Source organism: Streptosporangium heterodermiicola, assembly GCF_051390675.1.
In the GTDB taxonomy this organism is placed as follows: Bacteria; Actinomycetota; Actinomycetes; order Streptosporangiales; family Streptosporangiaceae; genus Streptosporangium.
The window spans coordinates 1-19,161 of sequence record NZ_JBPJSR010000011.1 but is presented as its reverse complement, the minus strand read 5'-3'; the positions used below and the strand labels follow the sequence as shown (position 1 = coordinate 19,161).

At 73.0% G+C, this 19,161-nt stretch carries 12 protein-coding genes; 6 read left to right on the top strand and 6 right to left on the bottom strand.

The genetic code is table 11. The features are described from left to right. Positions 1–90: 90 nt before the first annotated feature. Positions 91–3,399 (bottom strand): sacsin N-terminal ATP-binding-like domain-containing protein, encoded by a 3,309-nt coding sequence (locus ACSC1Q_RS23560; protein WP_436760868.1) that lies wholly within the window; start codon positions 3,397–3,399, stop codon positions 91–93. Between the two features lie 186 nt (positions 3,400–3,585). After that, positions 3,586–4,401 carry a DUF3027 domain-containing protein gene (locus ACSC1Q_RS23555; protein ID WP_350969659.1) on the bottom strand — a complete coding sequence of 272 codons (816 nt, stop codon included), beginning with the start codon at positions 4,399–4,401 and terminating at the stop codon, positions 3,586–3,588. A gap of 192 nt (positions 4,402–4,593) precedes the next feature. Here ACSC1Q_RS23555 and ACSC1Q_RS23550 point away from each other — a divergent pair, with 192 nt between their 5' ends. Next, on the top strand, positions 4,594–6,282 hold the full coding sequence (locus tag ACSC1Q_RS23550; RefSeq protein ID WP_436760867.1) for an MFS transporter: 1,689 nt from the start codon (positions 4,594–4,596) through the stop codon (positions 6,280–6,282). A 103-nt stretch (positions 6,283–6,385) separates the two neighbouring features. Here ACSC1Q_RS23550 and ACSC1Q_RS23545 read toward each other — a convergent pair whose 3' ends face one another. Beyond that, positions 6,386–6,784, bottom strand: coding sequence for a cold-shock protein (locus ACSC1Q_RS23545; protein WP_344744291.1), 399 nt, complete (start codon positions 6,782–6,784; stop codon positions 6,386–6,388). A gap of 90 nt (positions 6,785–6,874) precedes the next feature. Beyond that, positions 6,875–7,492, bottom strand: coding sequence for an HAD family hydrolase (locus ACSC1Q_RS23540; protein ID WP_436760866.1), 618 nt, complete (start codon positions 7,490–7,492; stop codon positions 6,875–6,877). 610 nt (positions 7,493–8,102) lie between these two features. On the opposite strand from ACSC1Q_RS23540, the gene ACSC1Q_RS23535 reads away from it, so the two are divergent. Beyond that, positions 8,103–8,726, top strand: coding sequence for a TetR/AcrR family transcriptional regulator (locus ACSC1Q_RS23535; protein WP_436760865.1), 624 nt, complete (start codon positions 8,103–8,105; stop codon positions 8,724–8,726). A 45-nt stretch (positions 8,727–8,771) separates the two neighbouring features. On the opposite strand, the gene ACSC1Q_RS23530 is transcribed toward ACSC1Q_RS23535, so the two are convergent. Next, a complete protein-coding gene (locus ACSC1Q_RS23530) occupies positions 8,772–9,527 on the bottom strand; it encodes a hypothetical protein (protein ID WP_436760864.1) in 756 nt (251 codons plus the stop codon). Positions 9,528–10,902: 1,375 nt separating this feature from the next. On the opposite strand from ACSC1Q_RS23530, the gene ACSC1Q_RS23525 reads away from it, so the two are divergent. The 3 genes from ACSC1Q_RS23525 to ACSC1Q_RS23515 all read left to right on the top strand — a co-directional run bounded on the left by ACSC1Q_RS23525 (position 10,903) and on the right by ACSC1Q_RS23515 (position 16,246). After that, entirely contained in the window at positions 10,903–13,353 is a 2,451-nt protein-coding gene (locus ACSC1Q_RS23525) for a helicase-associated domain-containing protein (protein WP_436760863.1), read from the top strand. 348 nt (positions 13,354–13,701) lie between these two features. Then, positions 13,702–14,289 carry a hypothetical protein gene (locus ACSC1Q_RS23520; protein WP_436760862.1) on the top strand — a complete coding sequence of 196 codons (588 nt, stop codon included), beginning with the start codon at positions 13,702–13,704 and terminating at the stop codon, positions 14,287–14,289. A 310-nt stretch (positions 14,290–14,599) separates the two neighbouring features. Next, complete coding sequence (locus tag ACSC1Q_RS23515) at positions 14,600–16,246, top strand: DNA repair helicase XPB (protein ID WP_436760861.1); 1,647 nt, start codon at positions 14,600–14,602, stop codon at positions 16,244–16,246. Positions 16,247–16,512: 266 nt separating this feature from the next. On the opposite strand, the gene ACSC1Q_RS23510 is transcribed toward ACSC1Q_RS23515, so the two are convergent. Next, a complete protein-coding gene (locus ACSC1Q_RS23510) occupies positions 16,513–16,809 on the bottom strand; it encodes a hypothetical protein (RefSeq protein WP_436760860.1) in 297 nt (98 codons plus the stop codon). A 143-nt stretch (positions 16,810–16,952) separates the two neighbouring features. On the opposite strand from ACSC1Q_RS23510, the gene ACSC1Q_RS23505 reads away from it, so the two are divergent. Then, positions 16,953–18,974 carry a HelD family protein gene (locus tag ACSC1Q_RS23505; protein ID WP_436760859.1) on the top strand — a complete coding sequence of 674 codons (2,022 nt, stop codon included), beginning with the start codon at positions 16,953–16,955 and terminating at the stop codon, positions 18,972–18,974. Positions 18,975–19,161 lie beyond the last annotated feature (187 nt).

The window sequence follows — 19,161 nt, the reverse complement described above, 5'->3', positions numbered from 1 at the left end:
CCCGCGAGGACCTCCGCGCGGCTTCGGATTCCCGCCCGGATTCCCGCCCGGCGCGCGCGGGGAACGCGCGGCCGGGCGAGCGTCTAGCGTCTAGGTCGAGGCGGTCCAGCTGTCCAGGTCGGCCTCGGCGAGCAGCAGCGGCACCGCCGCCGGATCGCGCAGCAGCGCCGCCACCGCGAGCCGGTCCCCCCACTGGCCGGACGCCCAGGCGAGCCCGCGGGCCAGCCCCTCCACACCCGAGGCGTGCACCGTACCCTCGAAGAACCGCCAGGCCGCGGGGACCCCGTCCACCAGCAGCCTCTCGTGCTCCACGTAGGTCGCGGGCGCGGTCGGCAGCAGCGACCGTACGGCGGGCGGGACGTCGCGCGTCGCGCCCGAGGACGTCACCTCACCCGCGGCCTCCTCCCCCGCCAGCGGCAGGTCGAGCAGCTCGGACAGCGCCTCGGCCAGGTCGAACGGGGCCAGGATCAACGGCCGCCCGGCGACGAGCGGCAGCAGGTCCGGCGCCTCGACCACGACCGGCTCACCCGCGCCCTCGTCATCGGTGCCGCCGGACAGCACCCGGCCGTCCTCCGCGTCGACGGCGACGATCGCGTCACCGAGGATGGCGCGTACGGCGCGCGGGGGCCCGACGCGGGCCGGATCGACCCCGGCGAGGGCCACCCACAGGGAGCGGAGCTGGGCGCGGTCGACCTCCGCGGAGGGGTCGCCCAGCAGGTCGAGCAGCTCGTCGGGACCGCCGTGGGTGGCGAGCAGGTCGGCCAGCGTGCTCCGTACGCCGATCATCGCCAGCGCGGCCTCGTCGACGACGGCAGGGGCGTCGCCGTACAGGCCGAACAGCAGCGGGTCGCCCGCGGGGAGCCGCAGCTCCGTGGGGCGCCTGCCGGCGAGCACCGGGTGCGTGGAGAGCCACCACGCGGTGTAGGACGGCACCTCCACGATCTCCCCCGCCACGAGGATCCGCAGCGGGTGCAGCACCGACCGGAGCGGCGGGCGCGACAGCAGGGCGAGGGCGGCGGGCCAGTCGGCGACGTACTCCAGGTCGCGTACGGCGGAGAACTCCCTGGCGACCGGCGGCACGTCCATCTCGGGCAGCAGGTCGAGGACGGTCTCCAGCCACTCGTCCTCGCGGTCCAGGTCGTGGTCGCACTCGTCCGGGTCGATCATGACGTCGGAGTCGTTGACCACGGCGAAGCCGTCGAGCACCCCCGCCGCGGCGAGCACCCGGGGGCCGTACCGCTCCACCAGCTCGGGCGCGGCCGTGCCGAAGTGCGTCTCCGTGTCGAGCAGCCCGGCCAGCGACCCGTCGGCGAGGAGCAGCTCGCCCGCCGGGTACAGCTCGCCGTCGGCGCCGCGCAGCGCCAGCTCGGACAGCCAGGGGGCGTCGCCCGCGGTCAGCCCCGCGGCGTCGACCAGCGCGAGCACCGCCTGGGCCACCGGCTCGGAGTCGGGGCTGTCGAGCGACTCCGAGACCGCGGAGCGGGTCAGCGGGTCCTCCAGGACCGTACGGGGGGTGGCCTCGCCCGCGCCGAGCCTGAGCAGGAGGGGATGGGCCGCGTCCGGGTGCACCACGCGCAGCCCGAGCGGGGCGAGGACGGCCGGGTCCAGCGTGGAGCCGTCGGTGAGCAGCAGCGTGCCGCGCGGCCCCCTGACCAGGCGGCCGTCGGCCAGCGGCACCGGCAGCGCGCCGAGGGCCTCGGGGTCGTCGGCGGGCAGCACCTCGTACAGCGACCGCCACCAGGCCGGGTCCCTGTCCTTGACGGCGTCACCGGAGAGCATGTCCACGATCTCGGAGAGCTGCACCCGGCTGACGCCGAGCGCGGTGATCGCCGGATGCCGGGACGGCCACCCCGCGGGCAGCAGGCCGGGGATCATGGGGGCGACCCTCTCCAGCAGCTCGGCCGGGGCCGCGACCACGGAGGCCTGCCGCCCGGAGACGACCGGCTCCTCGCCGTCGGAGAGCGAGGACCTGTTGGAGAGCGAGGAGCTGTTGGAGAGCGGAGCCGGGGCGGTGCCGCCTCCGGCGGCCGCCTCGGAGGGGTCGGGGAGCAGGAGCGAGGCACCTGAACCGCCCGGCCTGCCCGTCGAGGCCGGGTCGGCGGGCGGGGAGAGCGCGGGGAGCAGCGGGGCGTCGGGGAGCCTGCGCAGGATCGCCCGGCGGATGCGGGCGTCGAGCTCACCCTTGCCCATCATGCCTGGGACGAGGTCGAGGAGCCTGGGCGTGCGAGGCAGCCCGGCGAGCAGCTCCAGATAGGTGTCGGCGGCCCGCTCGACCAGGAAGTCGGCCAGCGGACCCGGCGCGACGTGCCGCCGGTCGGTGGCCATCGGGAACGAGGCGATCAGCAGCGCGGGCAGGTCCAGCGGCTCGTCGCTCGGCGTGGGCGCGTGCACCACGGGCGGTACCGGGGCGGGCAGCGGCCGGGGCTCACCGGCCCGCGCCGCCTCCCGCGAACCACCTCGGGTCCCGTCCGAGGCGCCGCTCGCCGAGCCTCCCAGGGCACCCCCCGCGGAACCTGCGGAACCGGAATCAACGGACCCGGCGGACCCGAAACCAGCGGAACCGGTCGCGGACCCGGGACCGGTGACGGGTACGGCCCAGCGGACCAGCCAGTGCGGCCGGGAGCGCTCCTCGGTCGGGCGGTCGGCGAAGAGCTCGGCCACCTGCTCGGAGGTGAACCGCCCGGAGGCCGAGACGACCTTCCAGCCCTCGGCGGTGACGGTCCGCGTCTCGCCGTCCACGTCGACCTCGATCGACTCCAGGGCGGGCAGGCCGAGCAGCAGGGCGGGGCTGGTCTCCCGCAGCATCGCCCGTACGGCCTCCTCGGCCGCCTCGTCACGGAGCGGCAGCCGTACGAGCGTGTCGAACCCGGCGGGGATCTCGACCGGGCCCGAGGGGAAGGGCAGGCGCAGCAGCGGGACGTGCCCGCCGCGCTCGGCCAGCTCCTTGGCCAGCTCGGGCTCGGCGGCCACCAGGGCGGCGGTCTGGTCGCGGGACCAGCGGACGACCCCGGAACCGAGCGAGCCGATCACCGGCTCGTCGCAGACCGACACCACGGCCGCGAACCCGACGCCGAACCGGCCGGCCGCGTGGGCGTCGTCGCGCTTGGCGGAGACGCGCAGCGTGGACAGCCCCTCGATCCCGGCCCTGTCGACCGGGGCTCCGGTGTTGGCGGCCGACAGCACGCCCTCGCGCAGCGAGAGGCGGAGCCGTCCGGCCACCCCGGCGCGGAGCGCGGCGTCGGCGGCGTTCTGGGCGAGCTCGACGATCAGCCGGTCACGGTAGCCGCCGAGCGCGAAGTCCTCCTCCGCGTTGGCGTCCTCGCGGAAACGGGCGGGCGAGGCCGTCCAGGCGGCCAGGACGGCGGAGCGCAGTCGTTCGGTGCCGAAGATGTCAGTCAAGGCGATGCTTCCAAAGGTCGATGCCCCGCACGACCGGGCGTCCCGGCCGGAACGGCCGGGAGGGCCAGGACGGCCGGGACGCCACGGGAGCGGCGCCCGGCCGCGAAGGCCGGGTGTGCCGCCGGGACGGCGGCGGGGCGGGATGGACCCGGTGCCCCGGGTTGGGAACGGCCCGGCGGCGCCGGGTCAGGAGTGACCGAGCGGCTCGGAGGCGGTGTCGTCCACCGATCCGGCCAGGTCCGGCTCCGCGCCGTTCTCCGCGGTGTCGTAGGAGAGATCGTCGAGGATCGGCGAGGTCGGCTCGACCTGGTGCGGCAGCACGGCCGCCTCGGAGTGCGCCCCGCAGCCGTGGTCGGCGGCGACCACCCGGCCGTCGTCGGGGGCGTACTCGTTCGCGCAGACCCCGAAGCCGGTGCGCAGCGCGCCCGCGAGCGGCCAGTAGAAGCCGCAGGTGGAGCACTGGGCGGGCGCGGCGTGCGCGAGCGGGGTGTGCGGCCCCGACTCGCCGGAGTGCCAGCGCCGCACGGCGCGGTCGCGGCCGATCGGGGAGAGCACCCGGGCCCGGCCGAGGCCGTACTCGAAGATCATCTGATGGTCGGAGTCGTCGTCGGTCTCGGTGAAACCGGGCGCGAGCCTGTCGTCGTCGTCGGAGGTGGGCAGCAGGTCGCCCACGCCGAGGTCGCCGGGCAGGAGCCGCTCGCTCCACGGCACCCACTGCGGCGGCATCAGGGCCCCCGCGCCGGGCAGGAGCACGACCTCGCTGACGGTCACGTTGCGCGCCCGGGAGGCCCGGGCGACCGTGACGGCCCAGCGCCAGCCCCGGTAGGCGCGGTCGAGACAGGCGAAGTAATGGGTGACGACGCGGTCTCCCTCGCCCTCGACCCCGAGGTGATCGCCCACCTCACCGGGCTTCACGTTCTCCTCGACCGCGGCTCTGGCCAGGTCGACGGCCGCGACGCACGCCTGGTCAAGGACCACGGCACGGGATCGAGTCCGGCTCACGAGTCGTCTCCCGTCAGCCTCGCAGCACGACGGCTGCTGTCCTTACTGGCTCGCTCGCTCACTGCGCTCACAGTTCATTCTCGCCCATGACCGGAGCGAACGGCACCGTGGACATCCCAGCGACATCCCATCGTGCACGGAGTGACCTGGCGCACCGGACAACTCACCCGCCCTTCGGGTATGACTGGATACGTGGCAGCTGGGTGGGAACGGGCGCGGAAGACGGTGGGCGAGGCCTCTCGGCGGGTCGGCGGGGCCGCCGCCGCCGCGGGCCGGGCCGCCGTGCGAGCGGGCCGTGGCACGAGCCGGGTGACGGCGCGGGCGGGCAAGGGCGCGGGCCGGGCGACGGCGCGGGCGGGCCGGGGAGCGGTGAGCGGCACCCAGCGGGCGGGCCGGGCCGCGCGGCGGCTGACCCACGCGCAGGGCGCGGGCCGCACCGGGCTGGGCCAGCTGATCGAGCTGACCGCCGCCCACAGCGCGGGCGACGCCCTGGTCACCGCCGCCCTGGCCGGGACCCTCTTCAAGCTCCCGGTGAACGAGGCACGCGGCCAGGTCGCCCTTTACCTGCTGATCACGATGATCCCGTTCGTGGTGGTCGCGCCGTTCGTCGGCCCGGTCCTCGACCGGTTCCGCTCCGGACGGCGTTTCGTGATGGCCGGGACCCTCTTCGGCCGCGGGCTGCTCTGCTTCGCGATGGCGGCGGCCATCGTCCCCGGCGACGTGTTCACGATCTTCCCGGCGGCGCTGGCCGTGCTGGTGCTGTCGAAGGCCTACAACGTCTCCCGCGCGGCGATCATGCCGAGCGTGCTGCCCGCCGACATCGCGCTGGTCACGGCGAACGCGCGGGTCGCCCTGTTCGCGCTGGTCACGGCGGGCGTCGCGGTGCCGATCGGCGCGGGCGCCAGCGCCTGGCTGGGCGCCGAGTGGGTGCTGCGCGGCGCGACGGTGCTCTTCCTGCTCCAGGGCGTGCTGGCCGTACGGCTCCCGCGCCACATCGACTCCCCCGACCTGGAGGAGCTCGACGACGAGGGGGAGGAGCGGCCGCCCCGCTGGCGCACGATGCTGAACGTGGGCCCGGTGGTGGCCGAGGCGATGTACGCCAACGTGACCATCCGCCTCTACTCCGGGTTCCTGCTCTTCTACCTGCTCTTCCTCGTCCAGGACAAGAACCTGCCCGGCCTGCCGCCGATGGTCGCCATCGGCGTGCTGGCGGTGGCCGCCGGGGTCGGGGGGCTGGCGGGCACGGCCGTGGCCTCGTGGGTGCGCAACCACTCACCGCAGGTCATCGTGCTGGGCACGCTCGCCATGACGACCGCGATCACGATACTGGCGGCCGTCGTCTTCCAGCTGTGGAGCGCGGTGGCGGTCGCGCTGGTGGCCGCGTTCGCCCAGGGGCTGGGCAAGCTCGCCCTGGACGCGATCGTGCAGCGGGAGATCGGCGAGGAGGTGCGCTCGTCCACGTTCGGGGTGGTGGAGGCCTTCCTGCAGATCGCCTGGGTGCTGGGCGGCCTGGTCGGGCTCTGGCTCTCCCTGTTCGCGGACGGGACGGCGGGGCTGGCCGTGATGGCCGCGGTGCTGGCGGGCTCGCTCGGCTGGCTGCTGGTACGCCGCCGCAGGCGGGTCCAGGAGGTGGACGCCAGGGTCGAGGCCGCCAGGGGCCCGCGCCCCGCCCCGTCCGGGCCGCACCCCTCGACGAACGGGGAGCGGCCCTCACGGGACGCGACGCCCTCACGGGACGCGACGCCGGAGGAGCCCGGGGAGCCCGAGGGGCCCGGGGGGTGGGTCAGGCCGCGGCCCGCCGGGACGACCACCGCGGTCGTGCACCACGGGGACCCTCCGACGGAGAAGCGGACCAGGCCGCTCACCAACCCCCACGGCTGAGCGGCCCTCCGGGCGTTCGGCGTTCGGGAAAACCTGGATCCGACCGATCGGACCGCGGAGCGCGCACGGGAGATCGGGCCGACCGGCGGGCGGTCGGCGGGGGTCAGTCGTCCAGGTCGTCGGCGACGGCCCGGAGCACGGCGGCGATCTTCTTCGCGTGCGCCGCCTCGGGCTGCTTGCCCCTCTGGTACGACGTGGAGACCGTGTCCAGGAGCTTGATCAGGTCCTCCACGATGACGACCATCTCGTCGGGCTTCTTGCGCTTGCCCTTGGGCTTGGCGGTCTTGGCGAGGGTGGGGGGCTGGTCGATCACCCGGACCGAGAGCGCCTGCTGGCCGCGGCGCCCTTCGGCCACGCCGAATTCGACCTTCTGGCCCGGCTTGAGGGAATCCACGCCGGAGGGTAGCGCGGAAGAATGCACGAAGACCTCACCGCCGTCGTCGCGGGTGAGGAAGCCGAATCCCTTGTCGGCGTCGTACCACTTGACCTTGCCACTCGGCACAGGGGTGACCTCGTTCAGACTGTCGTGAAAAGGAATGGATGTAGGTTATGCCCAGCGGGCGCCGAGGGCGACCGTGTATTGAAGCTCGAATTACACGAGGGCGGCCGGGGTTCGCCACCCGTCAAACCATTCGACGAACTCGGTCAGATCACCCAGGATCACATCGGCTCCGTGATCACGCAGTTCTCCCACCGGATAGACGCCCGTCGCCACCGCCACGCTGACGACTCCCCCCGCTCGCGCCGCGTCGATGTCGGCGACATGATCTCCAACATATGCGGCGGCGCCGAACGCCGCGAGGGCCGGACCCTTGGCCGCCCCGAAGACCGACCCGGCTACCTCGTCCACCTCCAGGCCGAGGAACTCGACCGTGCTGGCCGCGTCACGGGCGTTCTTCCCCGTCACGACGGCGACCCGGCCCCCCGCCCGCCGTACGGCCTCGACGGCCTCTCGCGCGCCGGGCATGAGGGTGGTGACCGGGATGGCGATCGACGGGTACAGCTCCCGGTAGACGTCGGCGGCCGCGGGGACCTCCTCGGCGGGCATCCAGTTGGCCAGTTCCCACTCCAGCGGCGGTCCCAGCCTGGCCACCACGGCGACGCTGTCGATGAAGACGCCGGTCCGCAGCGCCACCTCGTCGTAAACGGCGGCGATGCCCGCGCGCGTGTCGGCGAGCGTCAGATCGAGGTCGAATCCCACGGAGTTCATCAGGTCACTCACAGTTCCTTGTCGGCTTCACAAGAGGATTCTCCGAGAAGCCCTCAAAGAATGCCAAATCACCCTAAACATGGCTAATCCTAAGCGTCGTCCGTGAGACCCCCCAATGCGGAAGCCTTCGCGAAAAGATTTCCTTAATCCGGAAGGTGGATGGGCGCCCCTCTCCAGCCCCTCCCGCCCTTCTCCGAGCGGCCGGTCTCCGGAAGCCGTCGATCCTGTCTCCGGAACCTGTCGGGCCGGTCTTCGCGGGCCCGGGCCGGTCTTGGCGAGCCCGGGCCGGTCTTGGCGAGTCTGGTCCTGTCCTGGCGAGTCTGGTCCTGTCTTTGTGTGCTCGGTCCTGAGGGTCGGCCCTCCCCTCGACGAACCGCCCTACGTACCGGTCCATAAGCCGCCGGCCGGACCGGCCGGTGCGGCCGGTGAGTCCGGACAGCAGACCGAGCCGGTGAAATCGGACTGTGGACCGGGCGCGGGTCGGGCAGTGGGTCGCCTCGTGAGCAGCACCTCGGCCCCTTCGCCACGGGCGGGAATCGGCTCGGCACGGTGTGGTGCGACCCGGCTCGGGTGGCACTGGATAAGGTCACGGAGGAGGTATCGGCAGAGAATGACCAGATCGACGCGCGAGCGGATCATTGACGAGGCGCTACGCCTGTTCGCCGAACGGGGCTACGCGGCGACCTCGGTGGCCGAGATCGAGGCCGCCTCCGGGCTGTCCCCTGGCGCCGGTGGCCTCTACCGGCACTTCAAGTCCAAGTACGAGGTGCTGGCCGCGGCGATGAACGAGCACGCCGCCAGGACCCGGGCACAGATCACCGAGACCCTGACCGAACTCAGCGTCGTCGACACCTCGACCGACGTCGAGGAACGGCTGGCCCAGCTGTGCGGGCTCGGGCTGGCCAAGGTCCGCGAGGAGAGGCAGTTGACCCGCGTCTTCTTCCGCGACCTGAGCCAGTTCCCCGAACTGGTCGCGACCGTGCGCGAGGGTCTGCTGCAGCCCATGTTCGACGCGATCACCATGTGGTTCCGCACCCAGCCCGAGTACGCCGAAGCCGCCGCCGACTGGCCCGCCATCGGTGCCGTGCTCGGCGGAGCGGTGATCAACTACCAGCTGTTCGAGGAGACCGTGGGCGAGCCCCCCGGCCGCGTGGAGCGCGACCGCTTCGTCGCCTCCTGGGTGCACCTCGCCCTCGGCCTGCTGCCCCGCCCCGCGGTCCAGGCCCTCGGCTGACGCACTCGGCGGCCGATCGAGGACCGGAAGGAGACTCCACCGGCGTCACCCGGGCCGGCGGACTCCCCTTCCCACGGGAACCGGGGGGTTGAGCAGGCGGTAGGCCAGCCAGAAGACGGCCCACGCCGTACCGAGCATGAACATGAGCCCGCTGATGGTGAAGAACTCGTCCACCACCGTGCCGAGGTCGTTCCTGGCCCTGACGAGGGCGACCAGTCCGCCGCCGAGGGAGTAGCTCACGATCGGCGCGGCCAGCCCGAGCGCCTTGTCGGAGGTGTGCCAGTTCTCGCAGGCGATCACGACGAGCACCGCGACGGCCCAGATCAGCACCGGGATCCTGAAGATCGCGATCGGGGCGAGCGGGAAGGGGATCAGCAGACCGGCCAGGGCGAGCAGGGCCATGCCGATCGTCTCGCGCCGGTGGCCCAGCAGGATCGTCCGGGCGTCCTGGGTGCCGGGGACGACGTCCTCCCTAGACCTGGCCGGGCGTCTCCGGCGCAGCCAGTCGGGCCGGTTACGTGCCCGCCTCTTGGCCAGCCGCTCCTCGGCCTCCCGCATCCCCCTGGCCACGCCGGGCGGAAGCACCGGGCGGCCCTCGGCGTCTTCCGGCTTCCCGCGCGGCGCCTCCGGCCGATCCTCCCTCGGCTCCTCCTCGCGCTTCCCCTCCGGTTCCTGCGGATCCCGTGGTTCCTGCGGTTGTCGCGGTTCCCGCTGCTGCTCCGGTGTCTCCTGCCGTACCAGCGGCGACGGGAGGGGGTCCTGTACGGGAGGGATCTCCTCGGTCGGCGGATCGCTCTCCACCGCGTCCTCCCACTCGTCCGCGGCGTCTTCCCCGCTCCCCGGGCGTCCCGGCCTCCCCTGGTTTTCTGGGCTCCCCTGGTTTTCCGGGCGGCTACCGACTGGAACGTCGGGCTCGTCCTCTCCCGGAGCGGCCGATGACGGCCGCGAGCGGGTCGGGAAGATCCGCTCCACCCACCTGGACCCGCGCGAGGCCGAGGCCCCGGGGGCATCCGACTCCGGGTGCTCCGATTCAGGACGGCCCGGGGTGGGACGGCCCCGCGCGGGTTCGCCCGCGTCCGGACGAGCGCCCGTCGAGGCGTACGGATGCCCCCGAGCGGGACGACGGGAAGGCGGGAGACCGGGATCCCCCGGCGTGGACGAGGACGAAGACGAGGAAGGGGGCGAAGGCGTGGATGAGGGCGTGGCCGGAGACGGTGGACCGTCCGATGCGCGGCCGGGGCTGTCCGGGTCGGAAACCGCCCCCCGCGGCCTGGGAGCGGGCTCCTCCGAGACAGGCCCCATGGAAGGGACAGGCCTCATGGAAGTGGGCTCACGGTCCTCGGGAACGGGACCTCCCCGAGGGGCGTCACGGTCCTCGGGGGCGGGATCTTCCGGAGTCGGAGCGGCGAGAGGCATGGCGGCCACCGGATGGACGGCCGAGGTGCCGGTGAGGTCCGCGGCGCGGCCGGAGCGGTCGGCGTCACCAGGACGGCCAGCGTCATCAAGATGATCGGCATTACCAAAACGGTCGGCGTCACCAAGACGGTCAGCGTCAACAGGGAGGCCGACATCACCGGGACGGCCGACGTCACCGGAAGCCCCCGCGGAGTCCCTGGCGGGATCCTCCCGGGGCCTGGGAACCGTACCGGAGCCCTCACGCGAGCCCCCGGAACTCCGGGACCCCCGAGAACCCTCCTCGGCAACCCGTGGCCCGGAGCGCCCCGGCGGGTTCTCCAGAAACCGGTCCGGAGACCGCTCGGAAGACTGGTCCGAAGACCGGTCGGAAGACCGGGAGGGCGTCTCCCTCCCCAGGCGGCGTACCTCACGGTGGACCAGCGCCGCCGGGTCGCCGAACCGGGCCAGGACCCTCGCCACGGCGGCGGGGTCGTCCACCCCGGCCCGCTCGGCGTCGATCCGCCTGCGCAGCACCGCGACGAAGTCGATCCGCTGTCTCGGCGGCAGCACGCCGTGGGCCGCGTCGGCGGCCTTGCTGACGTAGTCCAGGACGAGCTGGTCCGCACGCTCGATCACACTGGCCATCCTCTCTCGACATCGTCTCGCTCGTGAGCTTCTTCCCCCATTCGCCGTCCATCACGTGATCGATCGGCCCTCTTCGCGGGATCCCGGAATTCCCCCAGGCCGCGCGATGTCGGTCAAGCCTCCTACCATTGGCGGAATGAGCACGGAGTTCACCGAGTGGCTGCGCGGCCGGAGCGACGACCGGTTGCGGGCCCTCGTCTCCGTGCGACCCGAGCTCATCACCCCCGTGCCCGCTCATCTGGAAGGACTGGCCGGGCGGGCGAGCAGCCCGTCGGCGGTGGGCAGGGCACTCGACCGGCTCGACCGGTTCACGCTCGCGGTCGTGGAGACGCTGGCCGTGCTGCCCGGCCCGGCCGCCTACCGGTCGCTGCGTGCCCAGATGGCCCGAGCCCTTCCCGGACCGGCCGATCCGGAGTTCCAGAGCGCCCTCAAGGAGACCGTCGAGCGGCTGCGCACCATGGCCCTGATCTACGGGCCCGACCGCGCCCTCGCCCCGGCGCCCGGGGTGCGGGAGGTGCTCGACGCTCCCGCGGGGCTCGGCCCGCCCGCCGTGGAGGCGTTCAGGCACCACCCCGCCGAGCGGCTGGCCGAGCTGGTCCAGGACGTCACGGGCGACACCGGGAGCACCGGCGACACCGGGAGCGCCACCAAGGAAACCCTCGCCGCGCTGCTCGCCGACGGGGAAATCGTCGGACGGCTGGTCGAGGAGGTCTCGCCGCAGGCGCGGTCCGCGCTGAACGAGCTGGTCTGGGGCCCGGCCAGCGGCCGGGTGCCCAACGCCCGCCGTGAGGTGCGGGCCGCCACCGCGCAGTCGCCGATCGAGCAGCTCCTCTCCCGCGCCCTGCTCGCCGCCACCGGCGAGGAGACCGTGGTGCTGCCCCGCGAGGTCGCCCTGTTCCTGCGCGGCGGCCGAATTCATCGTGACCTGTCACCCCTCCCGCCCGCGACCGAGGGCACCGAGCGCGACCGGCGGCTCGCCGACCGGACGGCCGCCGGGCAGGCGTTCACGTTCACCCGCTCGGTGGAGGAGCTGTGCGAGCGCTGGAGCGTCGACCCGCCCGGCGTGCTCCGCAGCGGCGGCCTGGCCGTGCGCGACCTCAAGCGGACCGCGGGCCTGCTCGACCTGCCCGAGTGGGTGACAGGTCTGATCATCGAGGTGTCGTACGCGACGGGGCTGATCGCGGCCAGCGGCACCGTCGACGGCGACTGGCTGCCCACCCCCGTCTACGACGGCTGGCGGGTGAAGTCCACGGAGGACCGCTGGGTGATGCTGGCCACGGCCTGGCTCACCATGGACCGGGTGCCGGGGGTCATCGGCGAGCGCGACGAGCGCGACCGTCTGCTCAACGCGCTCCATCCCGACCTGCGCCGCCCGGCCGCCGCCGAGGTCCGCGCCACGACCCTGGGCATGCTCGCCTCGACGCCGGGGGTGGCGCCGACCTCCGACGCGGTACGCGAGCGCCTGGCCTGGGAGCAGCCCCGGCGTCGCGGAGGCCACCGCGACCAGCTGGTGGAGTTCACGTTGCGCGAGGCCGAGCAGATCGGCGTCACCGGGCTCGGGGCGCTCGCGGCCCACGGTCGCGCCCTGCTCCCCGACTCCGCGGCCCCGGGTGGTCCGGGTGGCCAGGGTGGTCCGGGTGGCCAGGGTGGTCCGGGTGGCGGCGGCCGTCCGGTGTCCGCCGCCCACCTGCTGCTCCCGCTGCTGCCCGAGCCGCTCGACCACGTGCTCCTCCAGGCCGACCTGACCGCGGTCGCCCCCGGGCCGCTCACCGGCGACCTGAGGCGGTGGCTCGCGGTCGCGGCGGAGGTGGAGTCGACCGGCGGCGCGACGGTCTACCGCTTCGACGAGCGGTCGATCCGGCGGGCCCTGGACGCCGGGCAGGGCGCCGACGAGCTGCTGGCCATGCTGGAGCGCCACTCGACCACGCCCGTGCCGCAGCCGCTCAGTTACCTGGTCACCGACGTGGCCAGGCGTCACGGCCGGATGCGCGTCGGCACGGCGAGCGCGTACGTGCGGTGCGACGACCCCTCCCTGCTCGACGAGGTGATGGCCGACAGGCGGTCGATCCCGCTGCGGCTGCGGCGGCTCGCCCCCACGGTGATCGCCTCCAAGTCCTCCCGGCCGTCGCTGGTCGACTCGCTGCGCGCGATGGGCTACGCCCCGGCGGCCGAGTCGCTCGACGGTGACGTGATCATCACCCAGCTCGACGTCCGCCGGACCGAGGGCACCTCGGCGGGCCGTTCCCCGGTCACGTTCGGCGGCCACGAGGCCGACGTGGTGGCGGCCGCCGTGCGCGCCGTGCGCGCGGGTGACGCCGCGTACCAGGCGCGCCGCGCGCCGGTGGCCGCGCCCGGCGGCCAGGTGCCGCGCTCCCCCGCCACCGCCACGATCACCGCCCTTCGCGAGGCCATCCGGCAGGGATCGCAGGTCTGGATCGGCTACCTCGACTCCCAGGGCAACGCCACCAGCCGGATCCTCGAACCCGCCCGGATGGAGGGCGGCTATCTCACCGCCTACGACGAGACGCGGGCGGCGGTGCACCGCTTCGCCCTGCACCGCATCACCGGCATAGCCGACATCGTGTGAGATGCCCCTTACCGATTCCGCATGAGAGCGGGAAGCCCGTCAGCCCCGGTGTGCCGGGCGGGAGCACGAGGTAGTCTCGATCCAGGAACGAGCCCGCCATGAGCTCGGCCGACGGTCCGGCGACGGCGCGCCGTCCGCCACATCGTTCGACGTCGTCCAGCATCGTCCAGTGTCCGTCCAGCGTCGTTCGACGGGGCGCTCGCCAAGGCGCGAGGGTCCTCCTCCTGGTCTCCTCCGGGCGCCGGCCGCCGGGATGCGACCGAATCCATTCGCCCCTGACACCCGGCTCACGACCCATATCGTGATAACAGTTGACGTTCTGAGCTCCACAGAAGCGAGAGATCCCCAGTGAGCAGCGGTCACTCCGAAGGCCCCAGCACCAACCCGGACGACTGGAAGAGCCCCTACACCACAGGGCCGGGCCAGGCCCCGGGTCACGACCGGCAGCCGTACGGCTACGAGCAGCCCCAGCAGGGTTACCAGCCGGAGTACGGCCAGCCCGAATACGGTCAGCCCGAATACGGCCAGACCAAGGGCTACGGCCAGAACCCCGGCCATCTCGACCAGTCCTACGGCCAGGGGTACGGCCAGGGCTACGGACAGGGCTACGGCGAGCAGCCCTCCTCCTACGGGCAGGGGTACGGGCAGCAGGGCTACGGGGCGCCGTCGTCCCGCGAGGTCGACGGTGTCAGGACGCACGCGATCGTCGCCCTGGTCATCAGCCTCGTGCTGGCGCTGAGCTGCTTCGTGAGCCTCGGCGGCCTCGTCGGCACCATCCTGTCGGGCCTCGCGCTGGGCAGGGTCGACACCGATCCGCGAGGCGCGAGAAACCTGCTCAAGTGGACCTGGATCAGCGTCGGCGCCAACATCGCGCTGCTCGTCCTGGGCGTGACCTTCTTCATCGTCGCCGGACTCAACGGCGCCTTCGGCCCCTGACCATGCCGTGGACCGCTCCCCGGAACCGTACGCGCGACACCGGCCACGCGAGGACCGTACGTCCGGACCCCCGACGAGCGGGCACGCGAGGACTGGGCGCCCCGCGAGCGGGCAGGGGACGGACGGGTGCGGGAGGATCGGGTGGGGCGGACGGGACTGCCCGGACGCTCCCGTCTGTTGCATACAGGGAACCGTCGCACGGGCAGCGCGGGACGACCCCGCGGGCGTCCACGGGTGCGACCATGAGCCGATCCGCCGTAACCTGCGGTGACCTACCTACCGTGACCCGCGGTGACCGAGGGAGAAGTCTGTGACTGACGGACCATTGATCGTCCAATCGGACAAGACCCTGCTCCTTGAGGTCGATCACGAGAGGGCTGGAGAGTGCCGCAAGGCGATCGCCCCGTTCGCGGAGCTGGAGCGCGCCCCCGAGCACGTGCACACCTACCGGATCACCCCTCTGGCGCTGTGGAACGCGCGGGCCGCCGGGCACGACGCCGAGCAGGTGATCGACGCGCTGATCGCCCACAGCCGCTACCCCGTGCCGCACGCGCTGCTGGTCGACGTCGCCGAGACGATGTCGCGCTACGGCAGGCTCCGCCTGGAGAAGCACCCCGTCCACGGGCTCGCCCTGACCAGCACCGACAAGGCCGTGCTGGAGGAGGTCCTGCGCGCCAAGAAGATCCAGCCGCTGCTGGGCGAGCGCCTGGGCGACGACGGCGTGGTGGTGCACCCGAGCGAGCGCGGCAACATCAAGCAGCACCTGCTCAAGCTGGGCTGGCCCGCCGAGGACCTGGCCGGGTACGTCGACGGCGAGCACCACCCGATCGCGCTCACCGAGGACGGCTGGGAGCTGCGCACCTACCAGCGGGAGGCCGCCGAGGCGTTCTGGCACGGCGGCTCCGGGGTGGTCGTGCTCCCCTGCGGGGCGGGCAAGACGATCGTGGGCGCGGCGGCGATGGCGCAGGCCAAGGCGACGACGCTGATCCTGGTGACCAACACGGTCTCCGCGCACCAGTGGAAGCAGGAGCTGCTCAAGCGGACCTCGCTGACCGAGGACGAGATCGGCGAGTACACCGGCACGAAGAAGGAGATCCGGCCCGTCACCATCGCCACGTACCAGGTGATGACGACCCGCAGGCAGGGCGTCTACCGGCACCTGGAGCTGTTCGACGCCCGCGACTGGGGCCTGGTCGTCTACGACGAGGTGCACCTGCTGCCCGCGCCAATCTTCCGGATGACCGCCGACCTGCAGGCCAGGCGGCGGGTGGGCCTCACCGCGACGCTCGTGCGCGAGGACGGCAGGGAGGGCGACGTGTTCTCCCTGATCGGCCCCAAGCGGTACGACGCGCCGTGGAAGGAGATGGAGAACCAGGGCTGGATCGCCCCGGCCGACTGCGTCGAGGTGCGGGTGACGCTGACCGACGAGGAGCGGCTCGCCTACGCGATGGCCGAGTCCGAGGAGCGCTACCGGTTCTGCGCGACCACACCGTCCAAGACGCGGGTGACCGAGGCGCTGGTCCGCCGTCACCTGGACGAGCAGGTGCTGGTCATCGGGCAGTACATCGACCAGCTCGACGAGCTCGGCGAGCACCTGAACGCACCGGTGATCAAGGGAGAGACGAAGGTCAAGGAGCGGGAGCGGCTCTTCCAGGCGTTCCGCGACAGGGAGATCCAGGTCCTGGTCGTCTCCAAGGTCGCCAACTTCTCCATCGACCTGCCGGAGGCGGCGGTGGCCATCCAGGTGTCGGGCACCTTCGGGTCCCGGCAGGAGGAGGCACAGCGGCTGGGACGGGTGCTGCGGCCGAAGGCCGACGGTGGCGGGGCCCGCTTCTACTCGGTGGTCAGCCGCGACACGGTCGACCAGGATTTCGCGGCGCACCGGCAGCGGTTCCTGGCCGAGCAGGGGTACGCGTACCAGATCATCGACGCGGACGACGTGCTCGCCGGAGAATGACCTCACATGGCGAACACGTCGTCAATTTGTGTCAGGTCCACGAAATCCCGCGGGCTTTCGACAAACAAACCACCCCCTCGCTAGGCCTGGCGGCCACTGGCGACATACCCCCATGATCTGCGGGAGTCACCATGTTTGCCGCGCTTTTTCGCTATTTCCGTGGAGAATGACGCAGGGTGGCAGATCGACTACCGAACGAGTGGAGCGGCCGCCAAAAGATCAGGGTGACGGCCGCACGAGACGATCGCGCAATCCGATCGGGACGACTACCGGACGATCAGGCCGCCCGCGAAGAGAACGCCCCCCGCGACCACCCAGGCGACCACCGCCGCGGTCATGAGAGCGGTGAAACGCCTCCGGGCGCCGCGCGGAGCCGGCAGGGCGGCCGCCATGCAGCAGGCCGCGACCACCGCGAACAGGGACGACAGCCGCACCACCCCGTCCAGCCTGGCCACGCAGCCGGGGTCGGAGCAGAAGGCCTCGACCCCCCACCCCGCGAACGCGGAAAACCCCCAGAGCGCGGCCAGGAGAAGGCCGGCGACGACCGGTATGACAGGGGACATCCGCACGACCACGGGGATACCCGCGACCGCCGCCTCCCAGTCCGGCGTTAATCCTTTTGAGACGCCGGATGGTCGCCGCTAAGCTGGTCGATTCGCTGCCCGATGACCACCACCTCCGTTTATCGAATGGGAGGCGCTTCAGCGTGCCCGCACATCAATTGGCCCCCGACATAACCGACGACCCCGCCCGGATCCTCGCCGCCGAGCGCGAGCATCTGGCCGTCTCCAGGGCGGCGCTCCGCGCGATGCGCGAGCACGCCCGCTCCCTCTCCTCCGACGCCGCCGGAGACTGGGTCTCCCAGCAGATCCTGCAGGCGCTGCTGGACCAGCGCGTCGAGGCGCTCGCCGACCACTCCGGCACGCCCCTGTTCTTCGGCCGCCTCGACCGCCAGAGGGGAGACGACCTCCCCGGTACGGTCTACGTCGGGCGCAGGCACGTCCACGACGACAGCAGCCGTCCCCTGGTCATCGACTGGCGGGCCCCGGTCTCGCGGGCCTTCTACCAGGCCAGCCCGTCCGACCCGATGCGCGTCGCCCTGCGCCGCAGGTTCGGCTACCGGGGCGGCGACCTGACCGCCTACGAGGACGAGCGCCTCGACCAGGGCGGCGCCGCCCTCGCCCAGAGCAGGATCCTCACCGAGGAGATCGAGCGCCCGCGCTCGGGGCCGATGCGCGACATCGTCGCGACGATCCAGCCCGACCAGGACGAGATCGTCCGCTCGGACCTGGGGCAGACCGTGTGCGTCCAGGGCGCCCCCGGCACCGGGAAGACCGCCGTCGGCCTGCACCGGGCCGCCTACCTGCTCTTCACCCACCGCGAGCGGCTCGCCCGCTCGGGCGTGATGATCGTCGGCCCGAACCGGGCGTTCCTCTCCTACATCTCCTCCGTGCTCCCCGCCCTGGGCGAGGTCAAGGTCGACCAGACCACGGCCGCCGGGATCCTCGGCGGCCACTCCGCCCCCGAGGACCCCGCCACCAGCACGATCAAGGGTGACGCGAGGATCGTCCCCGTACTCGGGCGCGCCCTGTGGATGCACGTCGTCAAGCCCACCGAGGGCGTGCTGTTCACCAAGGGGATCAACCGCTACCGGGTCGCCGACCACGAGGTCCGCGAGATCGTCGCCGCGCTGCGCGGCACCACCCGCTACGGCCCGGGGCGCGCCACGCTCGCCCAGCGCCTCGCCCACCTGGTGCTCGTCCGGATGGAGCAGCGCGGCGAGTCGCCCGACGACCGGGTGCAGGACGCGGTGGCCAGGTCCAAGCCGGTCAAACAGCTCGTGGACCTGGTCTGGCCCAAGCTGACCCCGCAGCAGGTGCTCCACCGGCTGTTCAGCGACCCCGCCTTCCTCGCCGCCGCCGCGAAGGACGACCTCACGGCCGAGGAGCGGTCGCTGCTGCTGTGGGCGAAGCCCTCCAAGTCCTTCCGCTCGGCCAGGTGGTCGGCGGCCGACGGCGCGCTGATGGACGAGCTGGCCGACATGATCGAACGGACCGTCCCGCTGGGCCACCTCGTCGTGGACGAGGCCCAGGACCTGTCGGCCATGCAGCTGCGGGCCCTGGGGCGGCGCTGCCGCACCGGCTCGGCCACCGTGCTGGGCGACCTCGCGCAGGGCACCACGCCCTGGTCCGCCCGCTCCTGGACGGAGGTCCTCACCCATCTCGGCTTCGAGGACGGCGCGGTCACCGAGCTCACCCTCGGCTTCCGGGTGCCCCGGGAGGTCCTCGACTACGCGGCCAGGCTGCTGCCCTCCGTCGCCCCCGACCTCGCCGCGCCCCGGTCGCTGCGGCCCGGCGCGGGCTCCCTGTCGGTGCGCCCGGCACCCGACCTGGCCGCGTCGCTGGCCCGCGCCGCCGAGGAGGCGCTCGCCCGCGAGGGGTCGATCGGCGTCATCGTCCCCGACGCCTCGGTGGGCGCCGTGTCCAAGGCACTGGCGCACCTGGAGCACCGGGTGCTGAGCCCCGACACGGTCGAGGACCATCGCCTCCTGGTCATCCCGGCGTCCCTGGCCAAGGGCCTGGAGTACGACCACGTGATCGTGGCCGAACCCGCCGACATCGTCGACGCGGAACCACGCGGCCTGGCCCGCCTCTACGTGGTGCTGACCCGCGCGGTCACCTCCCTGACCGTCCTGCACTCCAGGCCGCTGCCCGCACAGCTCGGCTAGCCCCGGGGCCGCGTACGAAACGAACCACCGCGCAAGCCCGGGGTCTCGTACGGGCCACCGCGCAGGACCGGGGACCGGAGAGACGGGAACCGGGCCGAGAACCCGGAGAGACAACGAGCTCCCGGAAAGACAAAAAGAGGCGGCCCCGGCACTTCGGGGTCGCCTCTTTTTCGAAAGCGCGTGGACT

Excerpts from the sequence above, each read along its gene's own strand:
- ACSC1Q_RS23540 (WP_436760866.1), bottom strand. The coding sequence starts at position 7,492 with ATGAACTCCGTGGGATTCGACCTCGATCTGACGCTCGCCGACACGCGC.
- ACSC1Q_RS23535 (WP_436760865.1), top strand. The coding sequence starts at position 8,103 with ATGACCAGATCGACGCGCGAGCGGATCATTGACGAGGCGCTACGCCTG.
- ACSC1Q_RS23525 (WP_436760863.1), top strand. The coding sequence starts at position 10,903 with ATGAGCACGGAGTTCACCGAGTGGCTGCGCGGCCGGAGCGACGACCGG.
- ACSC1Q_RS23510 (WP_436760860.1), bottom strand. The coding sequence starts at position 16,809 with ATGTCCCCTGTCATACCGGTCGTCGCCGGCCTTCTCCTGGCCGCGCTC.